The organism is Pseudomonas sp. LSJ-87, from assembly GCF_032971465.1.
Lineage (GTDB): Bacteria > Pseudomonadota > Gammaproteobacteria > Pseudomonadales > Pseudomonadaceae > Aquipseudomonas > Aquipseudomonas putida_Z.
In genome coordinates, this window is sequence record NZ_JAWJYQ010000019.1 from 113,283 (window position 1) to 128,356 (window position 15,074).

Annotated in this window: 13 protein-coding genes; 9 read left to right on the forward strand and 4 right to left on the reverse strand. The window is 64.6% G+C overall.

What is annotated here, in order from left to right; translation table 11 throughout:
- Positions 1-95: 95 nt before the first annotated feature.
- Both prpF and prpD read left to right on the forward strand, forming a co-directional pair.
- Complete coding sequence (gene prpF, locus RYH74_RS12845; RefSeq protein ID WP_075044545.1) at positions 96-1,286, forward strand: 2-methylaconitate cis-trans isomerase PrpF; 1,191 nt, start codon at positions 96-98, stop codon at positions 1,284-1,286.
- 163 nt (positions 1,287-1,449) lie between these two features.
- The gene (prpD, locus tag RYH74_RS12850) at positions 1,450-2,934 is read left to right on the forward strand and encodes a 2-methylcitrate dehydratase (protein ID WP_286101402.1); all 1,485 of its coding nucleotides are present in this window, start codon (positions 1,450-1,452) and stop codon (positions 2,932-2,934) included.
- Between the two features lie 176 nt (positions 2,935-3,110).
- On the opposite strand, the gene acnB is transcribed toward prpD, so the two are convergent.
- Entirely contained in the window at positions 3,111-5,720 is a 2,610-nt protein-coding gene (acnB, locus tag RYH74_RS12855; RefSeq protein ID WP_075044547.1) for a bifunctional aconitate hydratase 2/2-methylisocitrate dehydratase, read from the reverse strand.
- 406 nt (positions 5,721-6,126) lie between these two features.
- On the opposite strand from acnB, the gene RYH74_RS12860 reads away from it, so the two are divergent.
- Both RYH74_RS12860 and RYH74_RS12865 read left to right on the forward strand, forming a co-directional pair.
- Positions 6,127-6,594, forward strand: coding sequence for a DUF1289 domain-containing protein (locus tag RYH74_RS12860; protein WP_162276784.1), 468 nt, complete (start codon positions 6,127-6,129; stop codon positions 6,592-6,594).
- A 71-nt stretch (positions 6,595-6,665) separates the two neighbouring features.
- Complete coding sequence (locus RYH74_RS12865; protein ID WP_317409506.1) at positions 6,666-7,925, forward strand: hypothetical protein; 1,260 nt, start codon at positions 6,666-6,668, stop codon at positions 7,923-7,925.
- A 39-nt stretch (positions 7,926-7,964) separates the two neighbouring features.
- Here the strand turns inward: RYH74_RS12865 and queD are convergent, their stop codons facing one another.
- Complete coding sequence (queD, locus tag RYH74_RS12870) at positions 7,965-8,321, reverse strand: 6-carboxytetrahydropterin synthase QueD (RefSeq protein ID WP_025338446.1); 357 nt, start codon at positions 8,319-8,321, stop codon at positions 7,965-7,967.
- 53 nt (positions 8,322-8,374) lie between these two features.
- On the reverse strand, positions 8,375-9,454 hold the full coding sequence (locus RYH74_RS12875) for a patatin-like phospholipase family protein (RefSeq protein WP_317409507.1): 1,080 nt from the start codon (positions 9,452-9,454) through the stop codon (positions 8,375-8,377).
- Between the two features lie 279 nt (positions 9,455-9,733).
- Here RYH74_RS12875 and RYH74_RS12880 point away from each other — a divergent pair, with 279 nt between their 5' ends.
- The 5 genes from RYH74_RS12880 (at position 9,734) to RYH74_RS12900 (ending at position 14,066) form a co-directional block, all read left to right on the forward strand.
- Positions 9,734-10,045 carry a PepSY domain-containing protein gene (locus RYH74_RS12880; protein WP_025338449.1) on the forward strand — a complete coding sequence of 104 codons (312 nt, stop codon included), beginning with the start codon at positions 9,734-9,736 and terminating at the stop codon, positions 10,043-10,045.
- Positions 10,045-10,359: a PepSY domain-containing protein gene (locus RYH74_RS12885; protein ID WP_286101405.1), complete on the forward strand. Its 315-nt coding sequence runs from the start codon at positions 10,045-10,047 to the stop codon at positions 10,357-10,359. Before RYH74_RS12880 ends, RYH74_RS12885 begins: the two co-directional genes overlap by 1 nt.
- The gene (locus RYH74_RS12890) at positions 10,360-11,028 is read left to right on the forward strand and encodes a response regulator transcription factor (protein WP_013971919.1); all 669 of its coding nucleotides are present in this window, start codon (positions 10,360-10,362) and stop codon (positions 11,026-11,028) included.
- Positions 11,025-12,344 carry a sensor histidine kinase gene (locus RYH74_RS12895; RefSeq protein ID WP_025338451.1) on the forward strand — a complete coding sequence of 440 codons (1,320 nt, stop codon included), beginning with the start codon at positions 11,025-11,027 and terminating at the stop codon, positions 12,342-12,344. Before RYH74_RS12890 ends, RYH74_RS12895 begins: the two co-directional genes overlap by 4 nt.
- Before the next feature lie 567 nt (positions 12,345-12,911).
- On the forward strand, positions 12,912-14,066 hold the full coding sequence (locus tag RYH74_RS12900; RefSeq protein ID WP_317409508.1) for an HPP family protein: 1,155 nt from the start codon (positions 12,912-12,914) through the stop codon (positions 14,064-14,066).
- On the opposite strand, the gene RYH74_RS12905 is transcribed toward RYH74_RS12900, so the two are convergent.
- Positions 14,040-14,906, reverse strand: a complete 867-nt coding sequence (locus RYH74_RS12905) for a LysR family transcriptional regulator (protein ID WP_025338453.1) — start codon at positions 14,904-14,906, stop codon at positions 14,040-14,042. The genes RYH74_RS12900 and RYH74_RS12905 overlap by 27 nt on opposite strands.
- Between the last annotated feature and the right edge of the window lie 168 nt (positions 14,907-15,074).

The window sequence follows — 15,074 nt, forward strand, 5'->3', positions numbered from 1 at the left end:
CGAATGCGTCAGCAGATACAACATTGTTTTCTGATCGGACGCTTTCGCGGGTGAACCCGCTCCCACAGGGGTGCTGTGCAAGACAGGAATTGAACATGGCTCATGTACCGCAAGTAAAAATCCCCGCCACCTACATCCGTGGCGGCACCAGCAAAGGCGTGTTCTTCCGCCTGCAAGACCTGCCCGAGCAGGCGCAGATCCCCGGCCCAGCCCGTGATGCACTGCTGCTGCGGGTGATCGGCAGCCCCGACCCCTACGGCAAGCAGATCGACGGCATGGGCGGCGCCACTTCGAGCACCAGCAAGACCGTGATCCTGTCGCAAAGCATCAAGCCTGAACACGATGTCGACTACCTGTTCGGCCAGGTCAGCATCGACAAGGCCTTTGTCGACTGGAGCGGCAATTGCGGCAACCTTTCCGCCGCGGTCGGTTCGTTCGCCATCAGCAGCGGCCTGGTCGACCCGGCGCGCATTCCGCGCAATGGCATCGCCACCGTGCGCATCTGGCAGGCCAACATCGGCAAGACCATCATCGCCCATGTGCCGATCACCGAAGGTGAAGTACAGGAAACCGGCGACTTCGAGCTGGACGGGGTGACCTTCCCGGCCGCCGAGGTGCAGCTGGAGTTCCTCGACCCGGCGGCCGACGAAGATGGCGACGGCGGGGCGATGTTCCCCACCGGCAACCTGGTCGATGACCTCGAGGTGCCGGGTGTCGGTACGTTCAAGGCGACCCTGATCAATGCCGGCATCCCGACCATCTTCGTCAATGCGGCGGATATCGGCTACACCGGCACCGAACTGCAGGACGCCATCAACGGCGACCCACAGGCGCTGCTGCGCTTCGAGACGATTCGCGCCTATGGCGCCGTGCGCATGGGTCTGATCGACAACGTCGACCAGGCTGCCGGGCGTCAGCACACGCCGAAAGTGGCTTTCGTCGCGCCGCCGAGCACCTACACTGCGTCCAGTGGCAAAGCGGTGCAGGCGGGTGATATCGACCTGCTGGTACGGGCCTTGTCGATGGGCAAGCTGCACCATGCAATGATGGGGACGGCCGCGGTGGCCATCGGCACCGCGGCGGCCATTCCGGGCACGCTGGTCAACCTCGCCGCAGGCGGGGGCGAGCGCAGCGCCGTGCGTTTCGGCCACCCCTCGGGCACCCTGCGGGTGGGGGCCGAGGCGCGCCAGGTGAATGGTGAATGGACAGTGACCAAGGCAATCATGAGCCGCAGTGCTCGCGTGCTGATGGAGGGCTGGGTTCGCGTGCCTGGCGATAGCTTCTAACGCACCACTGGCGCTCGGCTTCGAGAGAGGGCCGCTGTGCGGCCCATCGCCGGCAAGCCAGCTCCCACAGGGACTGCACAGGTCCCAGGATCTGTGCGATCCCTGTGGGAGCTGGCTTGCCGGCGATGGGCTGCACAGCAGCCCCAATTCACAGGAGCTGGATATGAGCGCCAACGTAGACCTCAACGCCCGCCCGGACTACGACCGGGTGCTGCAAACCCTCGCCGATTACGCCCTCACGTACCGGGTCGAATCTGCCGAAGCCCTGGACACCGCGCGCAACTGCCTGATGGATACCCTCGGCTGCGGCCTGCTGGCCCTGCGCTTCCCCGAATGCACCAAGCTGCTAGGCCCCCAGGTGGAAGGCACGGTGGTGCCCAATGGTGCCCGCGTGCCCGGCACCGCCTACCGCCTCGACCCGGTCAAGGCCGCCTGGGACATCGGCTGCACGGTGCGCTGGCTGGACTACAACGATACCTGGCTGGCCGCCGAGTGGGCCCACCCCTCGGACAACCTCGGCGGCATCCTGGCGGTTGCCGATCACCTGTCGCAGAAGCGCGTGGCCGCAGGTGAAGCACCACTGTTGATGCGCGATGTGCTCGAAGCCATGGTCATGGCTCACGAGATCCAGGGCGTGCTGGCGCTGGAAAACGCCTTCAACCGCGTTGGCCTCGACCACGTGATACTGGTCAAGGTGGCCTCCACCGCCGTGTGCGCCAGGCTGATGGGGGCCAGCCGTGAGCAGATGCTGAGCGCCTTGTCCCACGCCTTCGTCGACGGCCAGGCGCTGCGTACCTACCGCCATGCGCCCAACGCCGGTTCGCGCAAATCGTGGGCCGCCGGTGATGCTTCCAGCCGTGGTGTGCGCCTGGCCGATATTGCCCTGCGTGGCGAGATGGGCGTGCCGGGTGTACTCACTGCGCCGCAGTGGGGCTTCTACGATGTGCTGTTCAGTCACACCAACAAGGACCTTGCGCTCAAGCCGTCCGAGCAGCAAGAGCTGCGCGTGCCGCAAGCCCTGGGTAGCTACGTGATGGAAAACGTGCTGTTCAAGGTCAGTTTCCCTGCCGAGTTCCACGCCCAGACCGCCTGCGAGGCAGCGGTAACCCTGCATCCACTGGTCCGTAACCGCCTGCACGAAATCGACCGTATCGTCATTACCACCCAGGAGTCGGCGATCCGCATCATTTCCAAGAGCGGCCCGCTGGCCAATGCCGCCGACCGCGACCACTGCCTGCAGTACATGGTGGCGGTGCCGCTGATTTTCGGTCATCTGGTGGCCGAGCATTACGAAGACACCTTCCATGCCAACCACCCCAGTATCGACCGCCTGCGCGAGAAGATGGAGGTGGTGGAAGACCCGCGCTTCAGCCGTGAGTACCTGGAGCCGGACAAACGCTCGATCGCCAACGCGCTGCAGGTGTTCTTCAAGGATGGCAGCAGTACCGAGCAGGTGGTGGTGGAATACCCGATCGGGCATCGCCGGCGGCGAGGGGAGGGCATACCGTTGCTGGAGGCCAAGTTCAGGGACAACCTGGCCACGCGCTTTGCGCGGCAGCGGTGTGGGGAGATTCTTGAGGTGTGCAAGGACCAGCAAAAGCTGGAACAGATGGCGGTGCACAGGTTTGTCGACCTGTTCGTGATCTGAGGTTGCCTGTGCTGGCCTCTTCGCGGCTAAAGCCGCTCCCACAAGGTCCTGCGCAGCCCTCGACAACTGTGGGGTCCCTGTGGGAGCGGCTTTAGCCGCGAAGAGGCCGGTACAGGTTGAAACAAGAAAGCCCCGGCATTTCTGCCGGGGCTTTCCTTTACATCTTACAACTCAGCTTACGCCTGAACCACCGGGATCTTGGCGTTGGCTGCCGCTTCGCGGAACTCGGCGATCTGGTCGAAGCTCAGGTAGCGGTAAACGTCGGCAGCCATGCTGTCGATGTCCTTCGCGTACTGCATGTACTCTTCGACGGTCGGCAGCTTGCCGATGATCGAAGCGACAGCAGCCAGCTCGGCCGATGCCAGGTACACGTTGGTGGCGTCGCCCAGACGGTTCGGGAAGTTACGGGTCGAGGTGGAGACCACGGTCGAACCGGTCTGCACACGTGCCTGGTTACCCATGCACAGCGAGCAGCCTGGCATTTCCATGCGCGCGCCAGCCTTGCCGTAGATGCCGTAGTAGCCTTCTTCGGTCAGCTGGTGAGCGTCCATCTTGGTTGGCGGAGCCAGCCACAGACGGGTCGGGATACCGCCCTTGACCTTGTCCAGCAGCTTGCCGGCAGCGCGGAAGTGGCCGATGTTGGTCATGCACGAACCGATGAACACTTCGTCGATCTTCTCGCCCTGTACCGAAGACAGCAGGCGGGCATCGTCCGGGTCGTTCGGCGCGCAGAGCACAGGCTCTTTCACGTCGGCCAGGTCGATTTCGATGATTTCGGCGTATTCGGCATCGGCGTCGGCCGACAGCAGCTCAGGCTTGGCCAGCCAGGCTTCCATGGCCTGGGCGCGGCGCTCCAGGGTGCGGGCATCGCCGTAGCCTTCGCCGATCATCCAGCGCAGCAGGGTGATGTTGGACTGCAGGTACTCGGCGATGGCCTTTTCTGGCAGCTTGATGGTGCAACCGGCAGCGGAACGCTCGGCCGAGGCGTCGGACAGCTCGAAGGCTTGCTCGACGGTCAGATCGTTCAGGCCTTCGATCTCGAGGATGCGGCCGGAGAAGGCGTTTTTCTTGCCTTTCTTCTCGACGGTCAGCAGGCCCTTCTGGATGGCGTAGTAAGGGATGGCGTGGACCAGGTCACGCAGGGTGATGCCTGGCTGCAGTTTGCCCTTGAAGCGCACCAGGATCGACTCTGGCATGTCCAGCGGCATGACGCCGGTGGCGGCGGCGAAGGCCACCAGGCCGGAACCTGCCGGGAACGAGATGCCGATCGGGAAGCGGGTGTGCGAGTCGCCACCGGTACCCACGGTGTCAGGCATCAGCATGCGGTTCAGCCAGCTGTGGATGATGCCGTCGCCCGGGCGCAGCGACACGCCGCCACGGGTGCGGATGAAGTCTGGCAGGGTGTGGTGGGTGGTGACGTCGATCGGCTTCGGATAGGCCGCGGTGTGGCAGAACGACTGCATCACCAGGTCAGCGGAGAAGCCCAGGCACGCCAGGTCTTTCAGCTCGTCGCGGGTCATCGGGCCAGTGGTGTCCTGGGAACCGACGGTGGTCATCTTCGGCTCGCAGTAGGCACCTGGGCGCACGCCCTGGCCTTCTGGCAGGCCGCAGGCACGGCCGACCATTTTCTGTGCCAGGGTGAAGCCCTTGCCCGAATCGGCAGGCTGCTCCGGCTTCTTGAACAGGTCGGAAGCACCCAGGCCCAGTTCGGCACGGGCTTTTTCGGTCAGGCCACGGCCGACGATCAGCGGGATACGGCCGCCAGCGCGGACTTCATCCAGCAGCACTTCGGTTTTCAGCTCGAAGTTGGTGACCAGTTCGTCGCTGCCGTGACGGCGCACTTCGCCCTTGAACGGGTAAACGTCGATGACGTCGCCCATGGCCAGGTTGGTGCAGTCGAATTCGATCGGCAGGGCGCCGGCGTCTTCCATGGTGTTGTAGAAGATCGGGGCAATCTTGGTGCCGAAGCAGAAGCCACCGGCGCGCTTGTTCGGCACGTACGGAATGTCGTCGCCGAAGAACCACAGCACCGAGTTGGTGGCGGATTTACGCGAGGAACCGGTACCGACCACGTCACCGACGTAGGCAACCGGGAAGCCCTTGGCCTTGACGGCTTCGATCTGGGCCAGCGGGCCGACCGAACCAGGCTGCTGCGGCTCGATGCCGTCGCGGGCCATTTTCAGCATGGCCAGGGCGTGCAGCGGGATGTCAGGGCGCGACCAGGCGTCCGGGGCAGGGGACAGGTCGTCGGTGTTGGTTTCGCCAGGCACCTTGAACACGGTCAGGGTGTACTTGTCGGCGATGGCCGGGCGCGAGGTGAACCACTCGCCGGCAGCCCAGGATTCCAGCACGGCCTTGGCGTGAACGTTGCCGGCCTTGGCTTTTTCGGCCACGTCGTGGAAGGCATCGAACATCAGCAGGGTGTGCTTGAGCTGTTCGGCCGCGACGGCGCCCAGTTCGGCGTCATCCAGCAGTGCGACCAGCGTTTCGATGTTGTAGCCGCCCTGCATGGTGCCCAGCAGTTCGGTGGCGTGCTTGCGGTCGATCAGAGGCGACTTGGCTTCGCCCTTGGCGACGGCGGAGAGGAAAGCGGCCTTGACGTAGGCAGCTTCGTCGACCCCTGGCGGTACGCGGTTGGTGATCAGGTCTACGAGGAAGGCTTCTTCGCCGGCCGGCGGGTTTTTCAGCAGCTCGACCAGGCCTGCAGTTTGTTCGGCGTTCAGCGGCTGGGGCACGATACCCAGGGCGGCACGCTCTTCGATGTGTTTGCGGTAGGCTTCAAGCACAGTTATTTCCCTCATCAGTGGTCCCTAAAGGGGGTCCGGGACGCTCATCCAGCATTCAATGCACCCATGCGCTGCCACGGCTTTGTGGGCCGCCCAGCCAGAGTCGCAAAGAATCCTTACAGAAGCTGCTTTCAAAGTTTTACGCCTGCAGAACGGGGAGCTGATGAGGGCTGGCACGGGCATGCGAGGGATGCATGGCCCGGGCCAACGCCGTTCTACCGGATGAACTGTGCTCGTGACGCTTTGAAAACAGCTTCCAACGGACATTGTTGCCTTTGAAAAGGCGGGATGATTCTACGGCAAAAAAAGCTCGAACGTAAGGCGGCGAAGATGACTTTAACGAGTGACCCTGGTTAGACAAAGGGCTAACATGAGCCCGTGTTCCACCGCCAAGCTGTTGTTTTTCATGTCCAACAAGTCCATCAAGACCCCTTGCGTCGGCCTGTGCTCCACGGTTTACGGAGACACGGTTTGCCGTGGCTGCAAGCGGTTCCACCACGAAGTGATCAACTGGAACGGCTACGACGATGCGCAGAAGCGCGCCGTGTGGCTGCGCCTGGAGCAGCTGCTGGTGCAGGTGATGATGGCCAAGCTGGAGGTGTTCGACAAAGACCTGCTGCGCCAGCAACTGGAGCAGCGTTCCATCCGCTTTGTCGAGCAGCAGTCGGAATATTGCTGGGCGTACCAGCTGATTGCCCGCGGGGCGCGGATGATCCGTGATCTGGAGGCCTATGGCATGGTGCTGTTGCCGGAATTCCGCGACTGGGAGCTGCCGCAGTTGCGCGACGCCATCGACCGCGAGTTCTTCCTGCTGTCCGAGGCGCATTACCAGCGCTACATCGCCCCGGCGTTCCTGCAACAGGCTTTGGAGTAGGCTGTTTCCCGCTGATTTCGGGCGGCATCGCTCGCGTAGTGTCCGGCGTTTTCCATGCACAGGAAGCGCCCATGAGCGAATATGTCTACCACCCGGAATTTTCCTTTTTGGCTCGCTGCTGGTGGCAGCTGGGCGATGAGCTCCTGCATCCCGATCAGTGGGACGCTTCGACCGCCAGGCTTGCCCCCATGTGGCTGCATTATGGCGGGGCCGGGTTTCACAATGACCACTGGTACCGGTATCTGCGGGCCGAGCCCGAAGGCACCGGGCCATTGCGGCTGGAGCCATGGAGCTACACCTTGCCCAGTCATGTGTATGGCGAGCTGTTCTGGTTCGGAGCCTATGTCAGCGGTACGGACCGGACCGGGGCGACGCTGCGCTATGAAATGCGGCCTTATGACCGAAACTGGAAACCGCTGAACCGGATTGTCTACAGTAAGCCGGGGGCGCTGTCAGGCTTTGCAGGCTATGCGGGCGTGAAGGACCAGACCGAGGCGGGGGCCGGGCGTCAGCATCTGGCCGACCCGCAGCACCTGTGGAACCTTTCGGGTATCAACCACAACGATATCAAGCGCGGGGCGCGGTTATGCAATGTCGTTCTGGTCGACGCCGCCGGGCAACGGGCCAGGCGCCTCGCCAACCGGGAGGCGTGGCTGATAAACACGCTGACTGGCGAGCCAGGCCTGATGGCCCTAGAAGTGCTGGACTACGCCCATGAAGCGCGGGATGTCGCCTGGGGCACGGGCCTGCAGCGGGCGGGCAGCAGTCATGTGTTCAAGGCAGAGCACAGTTTCATCGCCAGTTTGTGCTGGCGGCCCGACGAGACACCAGCCGGCTCCACGGACGGCGCGCAGGGCTTGGTGGCAGCTCGCTTTGACGAAGGCTGGGAGTGGAACCCACGGGCAAGGTTGAGTGTGGAGCAGACCGATTCGTTGGGCACGCGCTGGCGCGACGATGAAACCCGACCGGCATGCGAGCGTTTCTGGTTTGCCGCCTACCTCGATAACGGGGTGTATGCGTATGAGATCTGGCCGCTTGACGAGCGCGGTCGGCGCCTGAACTTCACCCTGCGCAAACAGAAGGGCTGGACCATGAGCCTGGCGCAGCGCTGGCAATCGGTTCGTGCGCAGGCGGATTTTCTCTGGCATCTGGACGGGTTGGACCCGGCTGCCCTGCAGGTGGGGGCAACAGTGGCCAACGTGAAGCTCAGGCACAGCAGTGGCCGAGTCGTGAAGCTGGCAGATCGCAGCGAACGCAGGCTGGGTACGGAGACGCTGGGTGAGGAAGGATCCCTGAGTGTGCAGGTGGTTGAAACCTCGGCCAGGTTCTAGGGGGGCGCAAGGGCGCTGCTACAGCGCCCTTGCCGGGGTTCAGTCGCCGCTGTACTCGCAGCCGCTGGTGCAGGTCTCGTGGATGCGGACCTTCGACAGTTCCGGCAGCAGCGGCTTGACCTGGTCCCAGATCCACTTGGCGATCACTTCGCTGGTGGGGTTTTCCAGGCCAGGAATGTCGTTCAGGTAGTTATGGTCCAGTTGCTCGTAGATCGGCTTGAAGATCGCCTTGATCTCGGCGAAATCGCGGATCCAGCCGGTGTGCGGGTCGAGCGGGCCGGTCAGGTGCAGGCCGACCTTGAACGAGTGGCCATGCAGGCGACCGCATTTGTGCCCGGCAGGTACGTGAGGCAGGCGGTGGGCCGATTCGAATGTGAATTCCTTGAAGATTTCCACGCTGTCATAACTCTATGTGAATCAAGAATGCGCGCAGTCTACCAGCATGGCCGCTACAAGGCTTGCAGGCGTTCATGCAACCGCCCGGTGGCAATCAGCTCCAGCAGCTCGTCGCCCAGCCGCTGGCTCTCGGCAATGGCCTTGTACCAGTAGCGCTTGCGGCCAGGCGCATCGCCCATGAAACGCTTGAAGTCGTTGCGGTCGGGCAGCTTGCCGTAGGGCAGCGCCGCCAGGTACTGCGGCGAGGGTGTCATCAGCAGCACGTTCTGCAGGCGGGTGGCATCGCCCTTGCGCCAGGGCAGGGCCTTGTCGAACCAGCCGGGTACGACCTTGTCGGTGAAGTGCGGGTACAGCACCAGGTCGTCGCCGCGGTAGGGCAGGTCGAGGTGGTAGTCCAGCAGGCCGCCGTCGCGGTAGGTGCCTGCACCTGCGCCTGGGATGTCTTTCACACCTTCCATGACCATGGGGATGGACCCTGAGGCGAGCAAGGCATGACGCAGGTTGGCCAGGTCCAGCGGCAGGCAACGCGAGGGGAAGTCGGTCAGTGCGTCGAGCGGCGGCGTGGCGCGGCCGTCGTGCAGGATGATGCGCTCGAAGTGCCGGGCCAGGCGCGAGCGGCCGAGCAGGTTGCTGGCGATCACCGAACCCAGGCCGAGGCCCAGGCGGCCGCGATGGTCGTGGGCGAGCTGGCCATGGCTCTTCACTACCAGGATGTTCAGGCGATAGTGCGGGTTGGCCAGCAGTTGGCCGTCGCGGCCTTGCAGCAGGTTGTCGAGCATGTGGTGGCAGCTGCGGCTGATTTCGGCCGGGGTGACGCCCTTGGCGAAATCCTGCTCGGTGTACAGTTCGCCCAGGCGACGGATGCCTGCGACCGGGTCGTCGAGGCAGGCACTGGCGAAGCGCCAGGCGCCGATCGAGGCGCCGATCAGCGCACGTTGGCGTGGTGCCGACGGCAGCCACTCACCGAACAGCGCCAGGTCCAGGCCCTGGATGCCCAGCGGCTTCGGCCCGCCAGCCGCACCCGGCAGCACACCGACATCGGCCGCCTGCAGGCCGCGCTCGCGGACCTGCCGCAGGGCACGTTGGCCGGCCTTGAAGGTGAGGGCGGGGTACTTGATGTGAATGGCGCTCATGGCGGGTCTCTTGGGCAGCAGGCGGTCATTATAAGGCTTCATGCGAATACCCTGTGGGAGCGGGCGCGCCCGCGAATGGCCCAGCGCGGTGTATGGCACCGGCTGCGCCGGTGTTCGCGGGCATGCCCGCTCCCACAGGGACCGCGCAGGATTCGGTGATGGCGAGACAGCAGCCCGACCTGCGCTATCATGGCGCCAGTTGTTTTCAGGTTGAATTAAGGACCGGTGGTTAATCTTAACCCGGTAGACAACTTGCACAGTTCTCAGGAGAGAAGAACGATGAAACACATGACTGCCCTGTTCACCGTAGCCGCCGCCCTTGCCCTGGGCGCCCATTCCGCCATCGCCAAGGATGTGCAGCCCGACGAAGTGGTCAAACTGGTCAATGCCAAGACCGTCAAGTCGCTGGACGAACTCAAGGCCGCCGCCGTGGCCAAGCACCCGGGTGCCACCGTCACCGACTCCGAGCTTGAAGACGAGTACGGCCGCTACATCTACAAGGTCGAGTTGCGCGACACGCAGAACGTCGAATGGGACGTGGCGCTGGACGCCAAGACCGGTGAAGTGCTGAAGGACGAGCGGGACAACTGATGACCCACCTACTGCGGCCGGCGCGCTACCTCGTGCTGGCCCTGCTGGCCGTGTGTTCCCTGGCCGTTGCCCGCGACCTGGACCAGGACGAAGCCCTGGAGCTGCGCCAGAAGGGCATCATCCTGCCACTCGAGCATCTGCTGGAAACCGCCCTGGGGCGTCACCCCGGGGCGCGCCTGCTGGAGGCCGAGCTGGAAGAAGACGACAATCGCTACGAATACGAAGTCGAGTTGCTGACGGCTGAAGGCGTGGTGCGCGAGATCAAGCTCGACGCCAGCAGCGGTGCCCTGCTCAAAGACGAGGAAGACGACTGAATGCGCCTGTTGCTTGTCGAGGACAATGTACCGCTGGCCGATGAACTGACCGCCGGCCTGCAGCGCCAGGGCTACGCGGTGGACTGGCTGGCCGACGGCCGCGACGCGGTGTACCAGGGCCAGAGCGAACCCTACGATTTGATCATCCTGGACCTTGGCCTGCCGGGCCTGCCGGGCCTGGAAGTGCTGGCCCAGTGGCGTGCCGCCGGCCTGGCCACGCCGGTGTTGATCCTTACTGCCCGTGGCTCGTGGGCCGAGCGTATCGAAGGGCTGAAGGCCGGGGCCGATGACTACCTGAGCAAACCCTTCCACCCCGAAGAACTGCAGCTGCGCATCCAGGCGCTGTTGCGCCGTGCCCGTGGCCTGGCCAACCAGCCGACGCTGGAAGCGGCCGGCCTGCACCTGGACGAAAGCCGGCAGTGCGTGAACCGTGACGGCGTGGATATCCAGCTGACCGCCGCCGAGTTCCGCCTGCTGCGCTACTTCATGCTGCATCCGCAGCAGATCCTGTCCAAGAGCCACTTGGCCGAGCACCTCTACGACGGTGAAACCGAGCGCGACTCCAACGTACTGGAAGTGCACGTCAACCACTTGCGGCGCAAGCTGGGCCGCAGCGTCATCGAGACCCGCCGCGGGCAGGGCTACATCTACGCCGGGAGCGCCGCGTGAAGTCGATCCAGGCGCGCCTGAGCCTGGGCCTGGTGGCGGTGCTGGTGGTGGTCGGCCTGGTGCTGGCGCAGCTGACCTTGTGGCTGTTCGAGGTCGGCCTGCAGCGCTACCTGGAGAACGGCCTGCGCAAGGAAAGCGAGAACCTGCTGGTGGCCCTGGTGCGCGGGCCTTCGGGCCTGCAGCTGGATGAGCGGCGTATCTCGGCCGCCTACCAGCGGCCGTTTTCCGGCTATTACTTCCGCATCGATTTCGATAAAGGCACCTGGCGCTCCCGGTCGTTGTGGGATCTGGACATGCCCAAGCCCGCCGCGCCGGGCCTTTCCGACAGCCACGAACTCGGCCCGGAAGGCCAGCAACTGCTTGCCCTGCGTGCCGACTACCGGCGCCTGGGCCAGGACATCTCGATCAGCGTGGCACAGGATTATTCGCCGGTACGCGAAGGTTTTCGGCGCCTGCAGCAGATCGGCCTGGGCATGGGCCTGGTGGCGCTGATCCTGGTGCTGGTGTTGCAGCGCATCACCGTGACCCGCTCGCTGCGGCCACTGGAGCGGGCCCGCCAGCAGATCGCCCAGTTGCAGCAGGGCCAGCGCTCGCAGCTGGATGCCGAGGTGCCCAGCGAACTGGCGCCGCTGGTGGGGCAGATCAACCACCTGCTGAGCCATACCGAAGACAGCCTGCGCCGCTCGCGCAATGCCCTGGGCAACCTGGGCCATGCGCTGAAGACGCCACTGGCGGTGCTGCTGAGCCTGGCCTCCAGCGAGCGCCTGAAGGACCTGCCGGATGTTCGCGCGCAGATGCGTGAGCAGCTGGAGCAGATTCAGCAGCGCCTGGCGCGTGAGCTGAACCGTGCGCGCCTGGCCGGGGATGCGCTGCCTGGCGCGCAGTTCGACTGCGACGTCGAGCTGCCGGGGTTGCTGGGGACGCTGGGCATGATCCATGGCGAGGGCCTGCTGCTGGCCAGGGATGTGCCGCCCGGGCTGCTGCTGCCTTGGGACCGCGAGGACTTCCTGGAACTGCTCGGCAACCTGCTGGACAACGCCTGCAAGTGGGCCGACAGCGAGGTGCGGCTGGGTATCGCACCGAATGCCGAGGGCTACCAGGTGTGGGTCGATGATGATGGCCCCGGTATCCCCGAGGGCCAGCGGCAGCAGGTACTGGAGCGCGGTTCGCGGCTGGACGAGCAGGTAGACGGGCACGGGCTGGGGTTGGGCATCGTGCGCGATATCGTCGAGGCCTGGGGCGGGCGCCTGGCGCTGCTGGATAGCCCGTTGGGCGGCTTGCGGGTGAGCATCGACTTGCCGCGCAAGGCTCGGTAATGCCGGGGCCGCTTTGCGGCCCATCGCCGGCAAGCCAGCTCCCACAGGTACAGCGTTGCTCTCAAGGTTGTCGCTGTACCTGTGGGAGCGGCCTTGTGTCGCGAAAGGGCCGCAAAGCGGCCCCAGGATTGATGCGCAACAGTTGAAATTGCTGGGGCTGCTTTGCAGCCCTTTCGCGACACAAGGCCGCTCCCACAGGGATCGCGCCAACTTTTAGAATTTGAGCAAGACAGTTGCTCCCACGCCGCTCGCATCGACCTCAAGCCATGTGCAGGACCCTGTGGGAGCTGGCTTGCCGGCGATGGGCTGCAAAGCAGCCCCATTGTGGGAGCCGACAAGCATGACCCCATGGGCCATATCACCACTGCAAAAAAATTGCAGTACAGCCGCATTTTTTTGAATTAGCCCAATCTCACCCCACCCGGCAAAATTCCCCTACGAAACCCTGCGGTTTCCATCTCTCCACGGACGGAGCCCCTTGTGCTATTGCAACCGCAATACGAGGCCCAGGCCACCTCGGCTGGGCTTTCTTTTTAACCAGAAAAACTACAGATTCCGATTACCTACATGTCTGCCTCGCGTTCCGAAAGTCGTCTGCAGCGGCTGTTGCCAGCGCCCCTGAATATTCCCCCCAAAGAATGGTTGCGTGCCGGTATCGGCGCGTTGCTCGGCCTGTTCCTCGCCGGCTGGCTGACCAGCATGGCCTATGGCCCCAGCATTGCCTTGCACCTGCTCGGCCCGCTGGCGGCTTCGGCCGTGCTGGTGTTCGCCGTGCACTCGGGCCCGTTGGCCCAGCCCTGGCCGGTGCTGGGCAGCTACGCCCTGGCCGGCGCGGTCGGCCTGGCCATGCGCCAGGGCTTCGGCCCGGAGCTGTGGGTGGCCGCTGCCGCCCTGGGTACCTCGATCCTGGTGATGTGCCTGCTGCGCTGCCTGCACCCACCGGGTGGCGGGGTGGCGGTGAGCGCGGTGCTGGCCGACCCGGGGCTGACCGCCATGGGCGACCACCTGCTGGAGCCGGTGCTGCTCAACGCGTTGATCCTGGTAGCGGTGGCGATCCTCTACAACCGCATCACCGGCGTGCGCTACCCGAAAGGCGCGGTGCCGCGCAAGGACCTGCACCACACCCATGACCCGCTGCCCAGCGAGCGGGTCGGCATCCGCGGAGAAGACCTGGACCAGGCCCTGGAAGAACTGGGCGAGTTCGTCGACGTCACCCGTGACGAACTGGAACGCATCATCCTGGCCACCGAGCAACACGCCCTGCAGCGCAGCCTTGGCGGCATCACCGCAGCCTCGGTGATGTCCCGCGACGTGCAGTTCGCCACGCCCGACACCACTCTGGAGCAGGCCTGGAAAATGCTGGCCAGCCACCACCTGAAAACCCTGCCGGTGCTGCAGCAGGGCAAACTGGTGGGAATCGTCAGCCTCAGCGACCTGGTCGGCCCGGCCATGCAGCGTGGTCGCTTCAGTTGGCGCGGGTTGTTCGGCCGCAAGGCGGTGCGCATGGAGCAGGTGATGAGCCGCCGGGTAATCAGCGTCAGCAGCCAGCACCCGCTGGAGCGCTTGCTGCCATTGCTGTGCGAACAGGGCCTGCATTGCCTGCCGGTGCTCGATGCCGACCAGTTGGTGGGGGTGATTACCCAGACCGACCTGATCGCCGGCCTCAAGCGCCAGCTGCTCAGCAAGGCCGAGGTTTCAGATAACCGGGTCCCAGCGTTGTGACCAGTCGCTGGCGCCGGCGGCTACCAGCCGGCGCAGGATGGCGAAGGCCTGTTGCAGGGCTTCGCTGTCGCGCTTGCGCGGGTACACCAGGAAGGTCGGGTAGGTGAATTCCGGCGCCTGCGGTACCCGCTCGAACACGCCGCTGTCCAGATAGGCCTGCACCACCCGCGTGCGGAAGTAGCCACTGCCGCCCTGGTCGAGTATGAACTGCAAGGCCAGCGGGCCCAGGTTGAAGCTCAGCGCCGGGCGCGCGCAGTCGGGCAGGGCGGCATCGTGCTGGCGACGGAAGGCTTCGCCCCAGTCGATATAGATGTACGGGTCCGGTTGGGCGACCCGGCGCACACGGATCAGCTTTTCCTCCATCAACTGCTCCACCTGCAGGCCCGGGCCGTAGGTCGGCTGGTAGACCAACGCGGCATCCAGCAGGCCCATCTCGACCTTGCGCAGCAGCGATTCGCCGTCGCTCACCTCGCTGCGGATGGCATGACTGGGCAGCTCGCGGTGCAGGGCACTGACCCAGTCGAGCAGCATCGGGTTGCCCAGGCTCACCTCACCGCCCACGTGCAGCACTTGCTGGCAGCCTTCGGGCAGCGGCAGGTCGCGGCGCGCCGCTTCCCAGGTTTGCACCATCTGGTTGGCATAACTGACGAATGCCTCGCCGTCGCTGGTCAGGCTGGCGCCGTTGCGGCTGCGCACGAACAGCTGGCAGCCCAGTTGCTGCTCCAGGCGCTGCACCCGCGCGGTGATCGCCGTCTGTGACACGAACAGGCGTTCGGCGGCGGCGACCAGGCTGCCGCAACGCACGATTTCCAGAAAGGTACGGGCCTGATCGATGTCCATGAGCTGCTCGGTGGCTGAAGGGGTGGCCTATTCTAGAGGCTTTGCACCGTTATGGGGCGTTTTTGCGTTGTCTGCAAATTTGCAGGTCGGTTGTGACTTTAGTCCCATGGCGGCGCGGGTGTAGCGGTCCATACTCAAGTTTCGCCCTTCAATAACAACAAGTACCGG

Bases quoted from the DNA above. Each gene is read 5' to 3' on its own strand.
- prpF (WP_075044545.1), top strand. From the start codon at position 96: ATGGCTCATGTACCGCAAGTAAAAATCCCCGCCACCTACATCCGTGGC.
- RYH74_RS12860 (WP_162276784.1), top strand. From the start codon at position 6,127: ATGTCCAACAAGTCCATCAAGACCCCTTGCGTCGGCCTGTGCTCCACG.
- RYH74_RS12880 (WP_025338449.1), top strand. From the start codon at position 9,734: ATGAAACACATGACTGCCCTGTTCACCGTAGCCGCCGCCCTTGCCCTG.
- RYH74_RS12885 (WP_286101405.1), top strand. From the start codon at position 10,045: ATGACCCACCTACTGCGGCCGGCGCGCTACCTCGTGCTGGCCCTGCTG.
- RYH74_RS12865 (WP_317409506.1), top strand. From the start codon at position 6,666: ATGAGCGAATATGTCTACCACCCGGAATTTTCCTTTTTGGCTCGCTGC.
- RYH74_RS12900 (WP_317409508.1), top strand. From the start codon at position 12,912: ATGTCTGCCTCGCGTTCCGAAAGTCGTCTGCAGCGGCTGTTGCCAGCG.
- RYH74_RS12905 (WP_025338453.1), bottom strand. From the start codon at position 14,906: ATGGACATCGATCAGGCCCGTACCTTTCTGGAAATCGTGCGTTGCGGC.
- RYH74_RS12875 (WP_317409507.1), bottom strand. From the start codon at position 9,454: ATGAGCGCCATTCACATCAAGTACCCCGCCCTCACCTTCAAGGCCGGC.
- prpD (WP_286101402.1), top strand. From the start codon at position 1,450: ATGAGCGCCAACGTAGACCTCAACGCCCGCCCGGACTACGACCGGGTG.
- RYH74_RS12890 (WP_013971919.1), top strand. From the start codon at position 10,360: ATGCGCCTGTTGCTTGTCGAGGACAATGTACCGCTGGCCGATGAACTG.